This is a genomic window from Alteromonas marina, from assembly GCF_000808575.1.
In the GTDB taxonomy this organism is placed as follows: domain Bacteria; phylum Pseudomonadota; class Gammaproteobacteria; order Enterobacterales; family Alteromonadaceae; genus Alteromonas; species Alteromonas marina_A.
The window spans coordinates 234,862-249,431 of sequence record NZ_JWLW01000017.1 but is presented as its reverse complement, the minus strand read 5'-3'; the positions used below and the strand labels follow the sequence as shown (position 1 = coordinate 249,431).

Annotated in this window: 17 protein-coding genes; 2 read left to right on the top strand and 15 right to left on the bottom strand. The window is 45.2% G+C overall.

Going from position 1 to position 14,570, the window contains the following annotated elements:
• Positions 1-13: 13 nt before the first annotated feature.
• The gene (locus RJ41_RS11260; RefSeq protein WP_039220626.1) at positions 14-205 is read right to left on the bottom strand and encodes a hypothetical protein; all 192 of its coding nucleotides are present in this window, start codon (positions 203-205) and stop codon (positions 14-16) included.
• 44 nt (positions 206-249) lie between these two features.
• On the opposite strand from RJ41_RS11260, the gene RJ41_RS11255 reads away from it, so the two are divergent.
• Both RJ41_RS11255 and RJ41_RS11250 read left to right on the top strand, forming a co-directional pair.
• A complete protein-coding gene (locus tag RJ41_RS11255) occupies positions 250-861 on the top strand; it encodes an HvfX family Cu-binding RiPP maturation protein (RefSeq protein ID WP_039220624.1) in 612 nt (203 codons plus the stop codon).
• Positions 862-1,029: 168 nt separating this feature from the next.
• Positions 1,030-1,581: an NAD(P)H nitroreductase gene (locus RJ41_RS11250; RefSeq protein WP_039220622.1), complete on the top strand. Its 552-nt coding sequence runs from the start codon at positions 1,030-1,032 to the stop codon at positions 1,579-1,581.
• Positions 1,582-1,681: 100 nt separating this feature from the next.
• Here the strand turns inward: RJ41_RS11250 and RJ41_RS11245 are convergent, their stop codons facing one another.
• The 14 genes from RJ41_RS11245 to RJ41_RS11180 all read right to left on the bottom strand — a co-directional run bounded on the left by RJ41_RS11245 (position 1,682) and on the right by RJ41_RS11180 (position 14,559).
• Positions 1,682-2,521 carry a DUF2797 domain-containing protein gene (locus tag RJ41_RS11245; protein ID WP_084081848.1) on the bottom strand — a complete coding sequence of 280 codons (840 nt, stop codon included), beginning with the start codon at positions 2,519-2,521 and terminating at the stop codon, positions 1,682-1,684.
• Positions 2,522-2,562: 41 nt separating this feature from the next.
• Positions 2,563-3,570, bottom strand: coding sequence for an asparaginase (gene ansA, locus RJ41_RS11240; protein WP_039220616.1), 1,008 nt, complete (start codon positions 3,568-3,570; stop codon positions 2,563-2,565).
• A 189-nt stretch (positions 3,571-3,759) separates the two neighbouring features.
• A complete protein-coding gene (lipA, locus tag RJ41_RS11235; RefSeq protein WP_039220613.1) occupies positions 3,760-4,722 on the bottom strand; it encodes a lipoyl synthase in 963 nt (320 codons plus the stop codon).
• Positions 4,715-5,386 (bottom strand): lipoyl(octanoyl) transferase LipB, encoded by a 672-nt coding sequence (gene lipB / locus RJ41_RS11230; RefSeq protein ID WP_039220610.1) that lies wholly within the window; start codon positions 5,384-5,386, stop codon positions 4,715-4,717. Before lipB ends, lipA begins: the two co-directional genes overlap by 8 nt.
• Complete coding sequence (ybeD, locus tag RJ41_RS11225; RefSeq protein WP_014949347.1) at positions 5,387-5,650, bottom strand: DUF493 family protein YbeD; 264 nt, start codon at positions 5,648-5,650, stop codon at positions 5,387-5,389.
• 101 nt (positions 5,651-5,751) lie between these two features.
• Positions 5,752-6,936: a D-alanyl-D-alanine carboxypeptidase family protein gene (locus RJ41_RS11220; RefSeq protein WP_084081846.1), complete on the bottom strand. Its 1,185-nt coding sequence runs from the start codon at positions 6,934-6,936 to the stop codon at positions 5,752-5,754.
• 318 nt (positions 6,937-7,254) lie between these two features.
• Positions 7,255-8,277: a septal ring lytic transglycosylase RlpA family protein gene (locus RJ41_RS11215; RefSeq protein ID WP_039220605.1), complete on the bottom strand. Its 1,023-nt coding sequence runs from the start codon at positions 8,275-8,277 to the stop codon at positions 7,255-7,257.
• A 5-nt stretch (positions 8,278-8,282) separates the two neighbouring features.
• Positions 8,283-9,398 carry a rod shape-determining protein RodA gene (gene rodA / locus RJ41_RS11210; protein WP_039220602.1) on the bottom strand — a complete coding sequence of 372 codons (1,116 nt, stop codon included), beginning with the start codon at positions 9,396-9,398 and terminating at the stop codon, positions 8,283-8,285.
• Positions 9,398-11,311, bottom strand: coding sequence for a penicillin-binding protein 2 (gene mrdA / locus RJ41_RS11205; RefSeq protein ID WP_084081844.1), 1,914 nt, complete (start codon positions 11,309-11,311; stop codon positions 9,398-9,400). Before mrdA ends, rodA begins: the two co-directional genes overlap by 1 nt.
• A gap of 30 nt (positions 11,312-11,341) precedes the next feature.
• Positions 11,342-11,812: a 23S rRNA (pseudouridine(1915)-N(3))-methyltransferase RlmH gene (rlmH, locus tag RJ41_RS11200; RefSeq protein ID WP_039220720.1), complete on the bottom strand. Its 471-nt coding sequence runs from the start codon at positions 11,810-11,812 to the stop codon at positions 11,342-11,344.
• 116 nt (positions 11,813-11,928) lie between these two features.
• A complete protein-coding gene (rsfS, locus tag RJ41_RS11195; RefSeq protein ID WP_014949353.1) occupies positions 11,929-12,246 on the bottom strand; it encodes a ribosome silencing factor in 318 nt (105 codons plus the stop codon).
• A gap of 17 nt (positions 12,247-12,263) precedes the next feature.
• Positions 12,264-12,965, bottom strand: a complete 702-nt coding sequence (gene nadD / locus RJ41_RS11190; protein ID WP_039220600.1) for a nicotinate (nicotinamide) nucleotide adenylyltransferase — start codon at positions 12,963-12,965, stop codon at positions 12,264-12,266.
• A gap of 13 nt (positions 12,966-12,978) precedes the next feature.
• Positions 12,979-14,007, bottom strand: a complete 1,029-nt coding sequence (gene holA / locus RJ41_RS11185) for a DNA polymerase III subunit delta (RefSeq protein WP_039220596.1) — start codon at positions 14,005-14,007, stop codon at positions 12,979-12,981.
• 15 nt (positions 14,008-14,022) lie between these two features.
• Entirely contained in the window at positions 14,023-14,559 is a 537-nt protein-coding gene (locus tag RJ41_RS11180; protein WP_014976413.1) for an LPS-assembly lipoprotein LptE, read from the bottom strand.
• Positions 14,560-14,570: the final 11 nt, after the last annotated feature.

The following is a 14,570-nucleotide window of genomic DNA, read 5'->3' as shown; positions in this document are numbered from 1 at the left end:
CTTACCATGACTTTTATTCTGCGTTCTTTTTTTCGTCTTGTTCCAGCCACTTTTGAATGAGGGAGGCAATACGTTTGTGATTATCCTCGCTCATCGTCATAAGAAATTTTCCATTCTTTGCTTTATAGCCGGTTTTTCCATGACCCTTTTTCATTAGTCGTAAAAACGGTGAGGGCTTATTTTCGCGCGATGAAATTTTTTTCATAAAGTGCCGTTCTTATTTCTTAATCACACAAAGTAGGCAAAACAATGACACACATTTACCAACAAATCGTAGCCCGACTGCAAGTGGCAGATGGCATTCCTTTACTTTTATTGCGCGTGTATTTAGCACCAGTGATGATACAGGCTGGCTGGAATAAAGCATCCAGTTTCGACAGTATTGTAGATTGGTTTGGTAACGATGATTATGGGCTTGGTTTACCAATGCCTTTGGTAATGGCGTTCTTAGCTACAGCTGCAGAACTCGTGGGCGGTGTTCTATTGTTATTGGGTGCATTGACGCGCTTGGTGAGTATTCCGTTAATGGTAACCATGATAGTCGCCATGGTGAGTGTTCACGCTAAGAATGGGTGGCTTGCTATTGCTGATGCGTCTTCATGGCTAGCCGACGGTACAATCTTAACGAATGAAAACATAATGGCTGCGCCAGAAAAGCTGGCGGCGGCTAAATCATTGTTACAAGAGCATGGCCATTATGACTGGCTTACTTCCAGCGGTAACTTTGTGGTACTTAACAACGGCATCGAATTCGCTGCTACCTATTTTATTATGCTTTTAGTTTTGTTTATCTATGGTGGTGGACGCTTCTTTAGTGTCGATTACTATGTGAATAAAGCCATGGGTTCTAAAAGTAACTAGGAACGCTCCATTTGCTGTACAAAAGGCCGGAATTTTCTGGTCTTTTTCGTTTATGAACCGTAGGATCTAGCATTCAGTTTAGGTAAATCATTGTTGTTGGCACGCTTATCTTGATTATGAAAATCGAAGCGTGATAACAGCAACGCGAAAAAAAAAGTAGGGACGTAAATGGACGCATTAACATTGTTACTCAACAGAAGTTCTCAGCCTCGATTGGAAGCGCCAGCACCTAGTGGTGATGCCTTAGAAAATATTATGCAGGCTGCACTACGTGCCCCAGACCATGCTTGTCTTACTCCGTGGCGTTTTATTGTGTGCACAGGAAAAGGGCTGGATAAGCTAGGTGCACTCTATGAGCAATCCGCTATTGAAAATGAAAAGTCGCAGAAAGAAATTGAACGTGCCGTGCAGCTTCCTCACCGCGCACCTATGGTTATCGTAGCCATCGCAAAGTATGTGGAACATGAAAAGGTACCGCGTGTTGAGCAGATAGCGTCAGCAAGCTGTGGCGTAATGGCGATGCAAATGGCAGCAGTAGCACAAGGGTTTAACGGCATGTGGCGCACCGGTGGTTACGCACACTGTGAAACGGTAAGAAACGGATTAGGTTTAAGTGAAGAAGACGAGCTGGTAGGTTTCTTATATTTAGGAACACCAGCGTTTGAGCCTGCACCTAAACCGCAAAGAAATAGTAACGACTACTTTGAATTCTGGCAGTAGTTGATACCTATTCGAATAAACTGCCGCATTAGATAGCTAGCGGCGGGTAACAAGGGTCTTATTTTTATAAGTAAGCTAAAATAAGACCCTAACATTTAACCTAGAAAGATAGGTCTACATTATAACCAGCGAACTTCCTGATATTAATAACGCGATCGCCATCTAGCATCCAGTATTGCCCTTTGATACCTTGCAATACACCAGTAAATGACGGTGTCTTATCTAAGTTTAAAGATTTTATCTTTACCGGATAATCTTCAACAGGGTAATGAATATCATGGATAGGCGTAGTCACTTCTGATACTGCTTGAAGCCCTTTTTCTTGCTTCAGCGCTTCTAACTCACTTTCAATTTTACCCATTAATTCGGTTTTGACCTGTTCTAAATCAACCTCGTCAGGTTTGCCCTTTAACATTGTTCGCCAATTGGTTTTATCTGCAATGTGATCCTTGCATAACGTTTCAACCAAACCACTGGTAAGCCTGTCAGGAACTCGCAGCATTACGGTAGCTTGCGTAGCCCCTTGATCCATCCATCGCGTAGACACGCCTTCAGTGACTTGACGAGTGATGCCCACTTTTACCGTACCTGTGTTAGCCAAATAAACAAAATGCTCGCTAAAACAATGTTCTTCGCCCCACTGAGGCTCTCTGCACGTCCCCTCGTGGTAATGGCACTTTTCTGGCTTAATGATGCAGCTATCGCATTGCGCCAGAGATATCAAACACGGGTAGCAGTATCCCTGGTTGAAGCTTTTTTTGGTTTTGCGGTTGCAGTGAACACAGTTGATTTCACCAGAATAGGTTACCGTTAGTTCCTTGCCGATAAGAGAATTGATATCTACCAACTCATCACCAATTGGAAGCGAGTAGTGCACGGTATTGTTTTCATCAGCGGTGGTACGCATTTTTTTTAGCATACCCGAATATGTTGTTGTCACTTGTTGAAACCTTTTTCTTAAATACTTTATTTGTAACGCTGTTAATCGCTTAATTCGCCACGCAAGTTTTGCGTTAATAGATGGCTTATTTCCTCAAAAGGAAGCCCTTTACTCAATAAGTAGTGCAGTTTCGCGAGGGCAGCCTCGGGCGTCATATCGCTACCCGATAAAACTCCTACTTCTTGCAAACCATGGCCAGTGGCATATCCACCCATGTTTACGCGACCGCGCATACACTGGGTACAGTTCAAAACAGGAATTTCCCTGGCTTTTGCGTATTTTAACTGTGCAATAAGCTCAGGGTTCTGAGGTGCATTGCCCACACCATAGCTCAGTAAAATCAGTGCATTCACCGGCTGCTGTAGCGTGTTTTTAATGACCTCTGGCGCAATACCTGGATACAAACTAACCATGCCGATCGGTTGGGCTTTGACTTTCGATACCGTTAAGGTGTTATTTGGTCTCTTCGCTAATTCACCGGCCTTCAGACGAATGTTAATGCCAGCTTCTAACAGTGGAGGAAAGTTAGGGGAGTCAAAGGCACTGAACCCATCTGCATCTACTTTACGGCTGCGGTTGCCACGAAGTAGTCTGTTGTTGAAGAACAGTCCAACTTCGGCAATGGGAAAGTTCGCGGCAACGTATAACGCGTTTAGAAGGTTGACTTGACCATCTGAGCGAAGCTCTGCCAGTGGAATTTGAGAACCGGTTACAATGACAGGTTTTGACAAATCCTCAAGCATGAAACTCAACGCCGAGGCGGTGTATGCCATGGTGTCTGTACCGTGCAAAATAATGAAGCCATCGTACTTGTCGTAGTTGTCGGCGATATCATCGGCAATACGCTGCCAGTCAGACGGATCCATGTCTGATGAATCGATAAGATTATCGTATTCATGCAGGGTAAAAAGGGGCATTTCAGAGCGGTGAAACTCCGGCATCTTTTTCAGTGTGTCTGACAAGAAGCCTGCAGCGGGTACGTAGCCTTGCTTAGACGGCTTCATACCAATAGTTCCACCTGTATAGGCAATATATATATGTTTGCGCATGAAATGACCTTACCCTTAATTTGGGAATACTTTTCAAAAGGGAATAGCGTAATTGACGGGCATTCTAACAATACCCACGGGTTTGTCACCCTGAAATACGAAGGCACAAAAAAGCGGTGAAGATCACCGCTTTTATTCTGTATCAACTTTTTATCAGCGCTAGGCTGAGCCTTTTGCTTAAGTTCGGTACTACTTGACTTCTTTACCCGCTGCTTGTTGGTCTGCATGGTAGCTAGAGCGCACCATAGGGCCGCATGCTGCATGCGTGAAACCAATTTCTTTTGCATAGTCACCTAGGGCGTCGAATTCCTTAGGGTGTACGTAGCGCTTAACCGGGTAGTGGTGACGGCTTGGCTGAAGGTATTGACCCAGCGTAAGCATGTCCACATTGTGAGCGCGTAGGTCATCAAGTACGCCTTGAATTTCTTCGTTCTCTTCGCCCATGCCCATCATCAGACCAGATTTGGTCATCACGTCAGGGTGTTGCGCTTTAAACTTCTTGAGCAAATCCAACGACCATTGGTAATTCGCGCCAGGGCGACATTCACGGTATAAACGCGGGATCGTCTCTAAGTTGTGGTTGAACACATCAGGCACGCCGTTTTTGAAAATCTCAAGTGCACGATCCATACGTCCACGAAAATCGGGTACTAATACTTCGATTGTCGTTGTTGGACTGTGTTCGCGAATGGCGTTAATACAATCTACGAAATGCTGAGCGCCACCGTCGCGAAGGTCATCGCGGTCAACAGAAGTAATAACCACATAGCGCAAATTCATTTCTGCAATGGTTTTAGCCAGCTTCTCAGGCTCTTCTGCATTAGGAGGAAGGGGTTTACCGTGGGCTACGTCACAGAAAGGACAACGACGGGTACAAATATCACCAAGAATCATAAAGGTGGCTGTACCGTGGTTGAAACACTCGGCAAGGTTAGGACAGCTTGCTTCTTCACAAACAGAGTGAAGGTTGTTTTTGCGAAGTGTCTGTTTGATGTGATCAATTTTCTCGGTAGTACGAGGAAGCTTGATTTTAATCCACTCCGGCTTGCGCAGCATTTCTTCCTTTTCAGTAGGAATAATAGTGACGGGAATGTGTTTTACTTTTTCATCATCACGGAGTTTTACCCCCGCTTGAGGTCGTGCATTACTCATCAAAACCTTCTTTGTATGTTGGCTGTGCAATGGAAAGCGCTTCTAGCAACAAATGCGTTAATTCATTACCAGCGGTTTCAAGCGTAGTCGGACCATTGAGGCGCGCGGTATCGATCATTTCCATACCTGCATAACCGCAAGGATTAATGCGCTGAAACGGTGATAGATCCATATTAACATTTAAAGCTAAGCCATGAAACGAGCAGCCATTACGTATTCTTAAACCTAATGAACAAACTTTCTTCTCATCGACGTATACGCCAGGCGCATCGGGCTTTGGATACGCGGTTACGCCGTATTTTCCAAGTAGTCCGACCACCGCTTCTTCCATAGCAGTGACTAAATGGCGAACACCTAGCTTTCTGCGCTTAATGTTTAGCATCAGATAAATAACTTGTTGGCCTGGACCGTGATAGGTTACTTGGCCGCCTCGGTCAACCTGAACAACAGGAATATCACCAGGCATAAGTATGTGTTCAGCTTTGCCTGCTTGTCCTTGCGTAAAGACAGCATCGTGTTCAACAAGCCAAATTTCATCTTGGGTGTTTTGGTCGCGCTCATCGGTAAAGCGCTTCATTGCCTCGAAGATAGGCTCATACGGCTGACGCCCTAACTGACGCACTATAACGCCGGTCGCGTCAGACGTTATCGACTGCTCATTCACTTAAAGTACAACCCTAACCAGCTCTAATTTGGCAAGTTCAGTGTAAATGGTTTCCATGTGCTCTTTACTGGTTACACGCACACTGATAGAAACCGAGTGGTAAGTACCTTTACTACTTGGTTTTACGTTAGGCGAGTAATCGCCTGGCGCATGTTGCTGAAGGCAGCTCACTACCTGTTGAGGTAGGTCTTCATGAGCAACGCCCATGACTTTAAACGTTTGGTTTGTTGGAAAATCTAGTAATTCGTCGAAACGGGTATCCATGCGATATCCTTGGTACTTAAAATATCATATAAAAAAACGGCCAGATTGTAACAAATCTGGCCGCTTCACAACTAGCTTTTTAACGTATTCAGTAAAGGTGTTTACTCGTCGTCAAATCCTAGCTGAAGCATAATGTAGTCTTTCATGCGATTAAAGAAGCTGCCCTCTTTGACTTCTTGAAGGGTAACTAGGGGATAGCTTGCCACATCTTCACCGTCTAGCTGTAGATAAAGTTTTCCAACAACCTGACCTTTTGCAAGTGGTGCTTCAAGCTTGTCATCAAGTTCGAAGTTAGCTTCTAAATTAGCCGCCTGACCGCGTGGAATAGTAATGGGGGTAGATTGATTAATTCCAAGGTCTACTGTCTCTCTATCACCCATATAGATGCGGTGAGCAACGAAACTATGACCAGCTTGGTATGGCGTAAGTGTCTCGTAAAAACGGAAGCCATACTTAAGTAGCTTTTTGTTTTCAACTTTACGTGCACGTTCGCTATCAGTACCCATAACTACAGAGATGAGACGCATGCCGCCTTGCTCTGCAGAGGTGATTAGGCTGTAGCCCGCATCTGACGTGTGGCCAGTTTTAATGCCATCAACGTTTAAGCTTTTGTCCCACAACAGGCTATTGCGGTTGTATTGCTTGATGCCGTTGTAGGTGAATTCCTTCTCGCTATATATCTTGTACATTTCTGGTGTTTCTGCGATAAGCGCGCGAGACAGAATCGCCATGTCACGAGGGGTAGTATAGTGGTCAGGGTCGTGAAGACCGTGAGCGTTTACCCAGTGTGAGCTTGTCATGCCCAGTGATGCTGAATGAGCATTCATCATGCTGGCGAACGCAGATTCCGAACCTGCTACGTGTTCTGCCATAGCAACACAGGCGTCGTTACCTGACTGCACAACAATGCCACGTAGTAAGTCACGTACTGAAACTTGTGTACCTACTTCAATAAACATTTTTGACGAGTCAGGGAATTTTTTCGCCCATGCATTCTCAGAAATGGTGACTTCATCGTCAAGACTAATGTTGCCTGCTTGAAGTTCTTTACCAATAACATAAATAGTCATTATTTTCGTTAAGCTCGCAGGAGCAAGCTGCATGTCCGCATTTTTAGATGCAATGACATGACCCGTTTCAAAGTCGGTTAGAAGAAAACCTTCTGCGGCAACTGAAGGAGCAGGCGGAGTGACTACGGCAGCATTTGCTGTGTGTAGTAATGTGCCTATCACCAAAAAGGCAAATGAAAGTAATGACGGTTTAGCGCGTTGAATTATTCTGAGCATGGTTCTAATTTCTTTGACCGTTTTATCCGTGTGAGTTAAAGCTTACCCTATTGTTGCGATGACCGCGAAACGATGACCGCAAAATATGGCTACCCAATTTTAGCTTTTGTCCAGTTCGTAACCGAATTCTGTTGTTTCACCTACATATTAGCTGAGGTGACGAGAGATCTTAACGAAAGGCTGCTTATAAGACTAGGTTTTATCAAAAAAGTTTACGCGATTGTAGGTATTAGGCGAAGAAACCGTGATATTGCCTGCTGAATGACACAATGCTGCCACAATGTCGTTGTTTTTATGAGCGTGCGACAACCCAACCAACTACATGGTCTGCGTAATCGCGTAAGCGTTGGGATAGCCATTTTGCTTTAATTGTTCAAGAACCTCCGCGACGACAGCTTCATCGTGGATAGGGCCAAGCTGTAGTTTATAAATGTTATCTGCTACTGGCAGGTGAGCGGGAATTTGATATAACGCCGATAGCACGTTAGAGATAGATTTTGCCTTCTCGGCGTTTGAAAGCGCAGCAACTTGAATATAGATCGCATCACTTACCGCGTTGCTACTTTTCTCACTGCTGCTTGAGTTGGTATCCGCGGTGTTCGAAGAGGGGGCTAATGGCGGGGTGGGTGAAGTTGCTGCCAAGGCCGGTGCGGGTACTACCGCAATACCCAAGTATTCATCGTAAGTAACAGTTGGACTGTTTCCCACCGTTACATTGTTTTGTTCGTCAAAGTGGATAACTTCAAGTTTGACTCGCGCTGTGCCTTTGCTGTGGTAGCCTAGTTTTACTGCGGCTGCATACGACAAATCGATAATTCTATCATCGTGAAAAGGGCCTCGGTCGTTAACGCGGACGATCGCTTGTTTGTTATTTTCCAAGTTAGTAACACGCACGTAAGAGGGCAGTGGCAATGTTTTGTGAGCCGCGCTCATGGCAAACATATTGTAAGTTTCGCCATTTGAGGTTAAGTGACCGTGAAACTTCTGGCCATACCAACTGGCATAGCCGACCTCTTCATAGCCTTTACCACTATCCATTGGCGTGTAGTGCTTGCCCAATACCTTGTAAGGCCTGCTGTTAAACATGCGGTAGGCTTCGTATTTTGGTACAGCATCAAGTGTTTCTGGTTTCTTGGCAACGTGCTTAGGCGCTGAGTCTTGTTTTTGGGTATAGCGACCAGATTGTGTAGGTGCACTTTGGCATCCCACTAATGCCAAAACTATAAAAACGGCTGAGCTATAGCGAAAGAAATGTCCGTTTGCCAGATTCTGGTTAACAAGACCCGCACTAACTAACCCCGCTTTTACAAAATCAAGTACCGAAAAAAGGCGCTGCAACATACAAGTTATCTAGACATTAAACGTTTCTGAGTGGCAATGGCCATAAGAATGCCAAAACCTGCCATTAAAGTCACCATAGATGTTCCTCCAAAGCTCACTAGAGGAAGGGGAACACCCACCACGGGAAGTAATCCGGACACCATGCCCATGTTTACAAACACATAAACAAAAAAGGTAAGCGTAATACTTCCGCCAAGCAATTTTGCATAGGCGTCTTGTGCTCGGCTAGAAATTATAAGGCCGCGCATAATTATAAAAATGTATATTGCCATTAAACACATTACACCGGTAAGACCAAACTCTTCGCTGAATACTGAAAAGATAAAGTCGGTATGACGTTCGGGTAAAAACTCGAGTTGTGATTGCGTGCCTTGCAGCCAGCCTTTGCCGTCTACACCACCCGAACCAATGGCAATTTTAGATTGGATTATGTGGTAGCCAGACCCTAGCGGGTCGCTTTCCGGGTTCAAAAAAGTAAGAACCCGCTGTTTTTGATAATCCTTCATTAAAAAGAACCACATAACAGGTGCAAACGCGCCAACTAACCCGCCTACAACAGAAATAAGCCGCCAGCTCATACCTGCTAGGAATATGGCAAAAATACCTGAACTGGCGATGAGTAACGAGGTCCCTAGATCGGGCTGCTTTGCAATGAGAATGGTGGGCACGACCACCAAACCAAACCCAACGATAATGTGGGTGGTGCGTGGGGGCATAGTGAATTTACTGATATACCATGCAACCATCATAGGCACGGCAAGCTTCATCAATTCAGAGGGCTGAAAACGGATAAAGCCCAGATCTAGCCAGCGCTGTGCGCCTTTGCCCATATCACCAAATAATAATACGGCAATTAGCATTAGCAGGCCTGCACCATAGGCATAGGTTGAGAAAAACCTAAACACGCCCAAAGGGGCTTGGGCTAACCCAAACATAACGATAAAGCTAAATCCCAGCCTGATAAACTGGCGCTCCATTTGCTCCATATCCTGACCTGACGCCGAGTACAGAGTAAATAGCCCAACACAACTTAACACGACTAGCCCGACTAACAGCCAGCCATCGATATGAATGCGCTGAAGAAAAATTATTTTATTAGGGTTTATGGTGGTTCTCTTCACTAGTTCGTCCCTAATTCATTATCACTGTTTGCCGAGTTAGCTTTGGCAGTTTCAAAAACACGGTCTCTGAAATAGAAATCCATGATTTGACGGGCGACGGGTGCTGCGTTCTTACTACCACCGCCTACGTTTTCAAGGACCACGGTTACCGAAATCTCTGGATCATTGAACGGTGCAAAGCCAACATACATGGCATTGTCTCGAAGACGCTCATCAATTTTAGTAGCGTCATATTTTTCATTCTGACCTACGGTAAATAACTGTGCTGTTCCTGTCTTACCCGCAGAGTCGTAAGGAGTATCTGCAAATGCATGACGCGCGCCGCCTTCTTCGCCACTCACAACATCGCGCATGGCGTTTAACACCACATCCAAATTGTTACGGTTCTTAATTTCTATAGGCCGCAGCGACTTAAGTGGGATAAGGTCGACAGAACTATCTGTGTTCATATAACCGCGAATGATTTGTGGAATATAGCGTTCCCCAGCATTGATCAACGTGTTAACCGATGTATTTAACTGTACCGGCGTGGTGGTCCAATAGCTCTGTCCTATACCAACGGGGATGGTGTCGCCGATATACCAGGGTTGATTAAAGCGAGCGCGTTTCCAGCCTCGGCTAGGCATGTTGGCATCTGACTCTTCATAAAGATCGATACCCGTGAAATCTCCGAATCCGAATTCGTACATAGATTCACTGATTTTATCGATACCTAATTTATACGCTAGCTCGTAATAATAAGTATCGCACGACACTTCTATTGCTTTAGCCACATCTACTTTACCGTGGCCCCATCTACGCCAATCGCGCCACACGTGCGACACATTTGGCAATTGATAGCGTCCAGTGTCATTAACCGTATAGTCTTTAGTGATTACTCCTTCTTCTAGCCCCACAAAACCTAAGTGGGGTTTAATGGTTGAAGCGGGAGGGTATTGTCCTTGGGTTGCTCGGTTAATTAACGGGCGGTCTGGCGAATTCAGTAGCGCAGAGTAATTCTTGCTGCTGATACCATGTACAAATAAATTGGGGTCGTAACTAGGGTTAGAGTAAAGTGCCAGTACGCCACCGGTTTTAACATCAGTAACAACTACAGCGCCGCGCATGCCCTCTATTATTCGCTGAGCCTCTAACTGAAGCTCTAAATCTAAGTTAAGTACGATGTCTTTGCCCGGTGTTGGTGGCTCAACACTGAGTACACGAATAATTCGACCTTGGTTGTTTACTTCGACCTGCTGGTAACCCACTTTTCCATGAAGCAGCTCTTCGTGATATTTCTCTATGCCTAGCTTACCGATATCGTGGGTTGCGGCGTAATTATCTTCTTGGCCTGCTTCAACAAGTTTTTGTAAGTCTCGCTTGTTAATGCGTGCAACATAACCCAGTGCATGGGTAAGCGTTTCTTTATAAGGGTAATGACGAGCTAAGCGGGCTTCAATTTGAACACCTGGAAACTTGTGTTTGCTGGCAGAAAATAGCGCGACTTCTTCTTCGCTTAACTGGGTGCGAAGCGCAACGGGTTTGAATCGTCGGGTACCTTTAAGCGCTGATTGGAAGCGCTCAAGTTCGTCATTGGTTATACCCATTAGTTCTGTTAAATCGGCCAGGGTTTGGTCGATATCGTCCACTTGCTCTGGAATAACTTCCAAACTGAAAACAGGGCGGTTTTCGGCTAAAAGCACGCCGTTGCGGTCATAGATAAGACCACGGTTTGGCGCTATCGGCAGAACTTTAATGCGATTACCGTTAGAACGGGTTTGATAATCTTCAAACTGGGTAACCTGCAAAGAATAAAGGTTATTAAGTACAATGCCCAACATGGCAACAACAATAATAAAAGCAATGGTCGCACGGCGTGCAAACAAGTTCGCTTCTGCAGAATGATCGCGAATAGCTTGTCGTTTTCTTGGCATTGATTTCCTTTGCATTAGTCTGGCGACGCCTTATTCACGGTGATATGGGTGGTTTTGCGTCACCGACCACGCGCGGTATAAGCTTTCTGTAAGAATGATCCTAACAAGTGGATGGGGTAGAGTTAAGGCTGATAAGGACCACTTTTGTTCCGACGCAGCAATACATTCTGGTGCTAGCCCTTCTGGACCACCAATAAGCAGACTTACGTCCCGTCCGTCCATTTTCCAATTGTCGAGCTGTTTTGCTAAAGTGGGTGTGTCCCAGGGTTTGCCCGTTACTTCTAACGTAACAATGCGGTTTCCTTTGGGAATAGCGGCTAGCATTTGCTCGCCTTCTTTTTCCAAGATGCGCTTAATATCCGCGTTTTTGCCTCGCTTTCCGGCGGGTATTTCAGTGAATGACACTGGCATGTCGCTAGGAAATCGACGAATAAATTCATCCACACCGGTATTTACCCAGTTTGGCATCTTTGTTCCAACCGCGACGATTTGTATACGCACTTCTTTTACCCTTACCGCAGGAATTAGTATTTCACTTATACAATAAAGGCCATACACATTTGAGTATGGCCTTTATTGACCGTGTTACTGCATGTTTATAGCAAGCGTTTACGCCACTACGACCACAGTTTCTCTAGCTGGTAGAAATCACGGGTTTCATCTTGCATAACGTGCAAAATAACATCACCAAAATCAACCAGAACCCATTCGCCGGTTTCCTTACCTTCCACACTTCCCGGTGCGTGGCCCGCTTTCTTCGCTTCTACCATGACATTTTCTGCAATAGATGAAACGTGGCGCTTTGAGTTACCTGAACAAATGATCATGGTATCTGTAATACTTGATTTGCCGCGAACGTCTAGTTCAATAACATCACGGCCTTTCATATCGTCAATTTTGTCTTTAACAAACTGTTTGAGCTGTTGACTCTCCAAGAGTTTTCCTCACTTACTTAACTTTTATATAACTGATGTTCGTTTATGTAATCTAAAACGTTTTCTTCTAACCACAAGTTAGATAGGTTAGCATTTGAACTGTTTGGCGTACCCGCTTTTTCAGGCGTAGCAGCACTTGCTAGTACGTCACGAATTTCAGTAGATGAAACACTAAAAAGCGGTGTGTTGGTTAACACTACATGGCCTGCAGGCTTTGCGTGAATAACATTTTTATCGTTAGCCACATGACAATCTAACCAAGCTTGTATTGCGGGAGGAGGCAAAAATTTCTCATCGTCTCTGCGCATAACCACTAAGTGACAATAATCGAGCAGGTGTTCCCACTCGTACCATTTGTCCAGATTATACAGTGAATCTGCGCCAATGAAAAAACAGATTGTGTCATCGCTTTTCTCTTTAAGTGCACGCAGGGTTTTAACTGTATAAGAGGGTGACGGAAGCGTCAGTTCAATTAACTCTGGAATAAGTCTGTCATTGTTTTGGGCGCAAAGTTCAATCATTTTTACCCGGTGGCTTTCTGATACACCTACTGACTTATGCGGAGCTAATTTACAAGGCATGAGATGAACGTGGTCTACTCCAATTTCATCTGCCGCTTTTAGTGCCGCACCAATATGGCCTTTATGCGGAGGATTAAACGTACCACCAAGAATGGCTTTCACCGTTGGATTTGCTCGAGAAGCGCCGGAAAGACTCACTTAGAATTGCCCACTATGCTTGCAACAGCGGAATGTCGCGAAGGTCCATACCCATAAACATCATGCACAAGTGACACATTTCAACATAAGGGCGGGCAATCACATTTTGCTTGAATGCATGATCTGCCTGAGTCAGCGCATTTTGGATGTCTTCTAGCTGGGCGACGCTCAGACGATTCAAGGCACTTTGATAAAAACCTTGTCTATTACGCCAAATACCAAACTTTTGCCACTGAATGGGGGCACCGTTTTGCTGCGCTAGTTTTAGTTTCCATAACTGCTCCCACTCTCGAATCAGCGCCCAAATAATGATGTTAGGCTCCAGACCCTCGCTCTCTAATCGGTATAGCATTTTTATGCAGCGGGTACTGTCGCCGCTAAGCATAACGTCAACCAGTTGAAACACGTTGAAACGCGACTGATCGACCATCGCCTTTTCAATTTGTTCGTCTGAAATAGACTGATGGGGATAGAGCAGGGCGAGCTTGTCTATTTCTTGCTTAGCAGCAAGCATGTTGCCTTCGCAGAAATCAGCAATCATTTTAGCACCAGACGCTGATACGGAGAGTTGGTGGGCATTCAACTGTTGGTTTAGCCATGCATTTAGCTGCTTGCCCTCTAGCGGGTAGCACAATACCGACGCGCCCAAATCATCAAGCACTTTAAACCATTTGCCGCGCTGCACGTCTTTGCCAATTTTGGGGCCGTGAACCAGCAACAAAATGTCGGGGTTTAATGACGCCGCGACTTCTTGAAGCATTTTACTGCCTTCAGTGCCCGGCTTTCCCGAAGGTAGCTCTAATTCAATAAACTGCTGGCTTGAGAAAAGCGACATGCTTTGTGTGGCTTCAATCAACTGATTCCAGTTAAAGCCTGTTTCAGCAACAAGAACGGTTCTTTCTTCAAAACCATTCGCTTTTGCTTTAGCGCGAATTTGCTCAATGACATCAAACTTCTGCTGGGGCTCATCTCCAAACACCAGATAGCACGGGCGAAGTGCCTTGGTGATATCTTGGCTAAATTGGTTTGGATAAATCTGCATGAAAAATTCTGATGTTTACTGACTAACGGAAGTCGATGCATTTGGTGCAGCGGCTGCCTGACTGGAAAGGCGTCTGATCATGATATCAGCGGCTTCATCGCGCATTTCACTTAGCATCAATTCAAGTTCGCGAGACTTTGCCAACACTTGGTCAGGGTCGTCTTGATAGTCACGTACTACTTCAAATTGCACCATTACCGCTTCCTTACCAGGAAACTGCACGCGGTAACGCACAACATATATCAGTTCATATTCAGCAACTTGACCCGAAGGGTAAACCGACAGCAGCTGACGTTCTAATTTTTCTGGAAGCAAATAGATGTTTACGTTTTGGTTAGAGCGCGATGTTTTATCTACGCTAACACTGGATAAACCGTAAACGTTTAAGCGTTTATCAAGCGCACGCGCCAAGGGCGCGTGTGCTCGGGCACTTTCAATAGCAACGGTGTTTATGTCGTCAGGTAAGCTAGGGCTACTTCGCAAATGAAAGCCACAGCCAGTAACCAATACGGTTCCCAACACAGCGACTGCGAATTGTAAGTGCTTTTTCATCAGTATCTGAC

Coding starts and splice junctions, on each gene's coding strand:
- RJ41_RS11255 (WP_039220624.1), top strand. CDS start 250: ATGACACACATTTACCAACAAATCGTAGCCCGACTGCAAGTGGCAGAT.
- holA (WP_039220596.1), bottom strand. CDS start 14,007: ATGCAGATTTATCCAAACCAATTTAGCCAAGATATCACCAAGGCACTT.
- RJ41_RS11180 (WP_014976413.1), bottom strand. CDS start 14,559: ATGAAAAAGCACTTACAATTCGCAGTCGCTGTGTTGGGAACCGTATTG.
- lipA (WP_039220613.1), bottom strand. CDS start 4,722: ATGAGTAATGCACGACCTCAAGCGGGGGTAAAACTCCGTGATGATGAA.
- mrdA (WP_084081844.1), bottom strand. CDS start 11,311: ATGCCAAGAAAACGACAAGCTATTCGCGATCATTCTGCAGAAGCGAAC.
- ybeD (WP_014949347.1), bottom strand. CDS start 5,650: ATGGATACCCGTTTCGACGAATTACTAGATTTTCCAACAAACCAAACG.
- RJ41_RS11260 (WP_039220626.1), bottom strand. CDS start 205: ATGAAAAAAATTTCATCGCGCGAAAATAAGCCCTCACCGTTTTTACGA.
- RJ41_RS11220 (WP_084081846.1), bottom strand. CDS start 6,936: ATGCTCAGAATAATTCAACGCGCTAAACCGTCATTACTTTCATTTGCC.
- ansA (WP_039220616.1), bottom strand. CDS start 3,570: ATGCGCAAACATATATATATTGCCTATACAGGTGGAACTATTGGTATG.
- RJ41_RS11215 (WP_039220605.1), bottom strand. CDS start 8,277: ATGTTGCAGCGCCTTTTTTCGGTACTTGATTTTGTAAAAGCGGGGTTA.
- RJ41_RS11250 (WP_039220622.1), top strand. CDS start 1,030: ATGGACGCATTAACATTGTTACTCAACAGAAGTTCTCAGCCTCGATTG.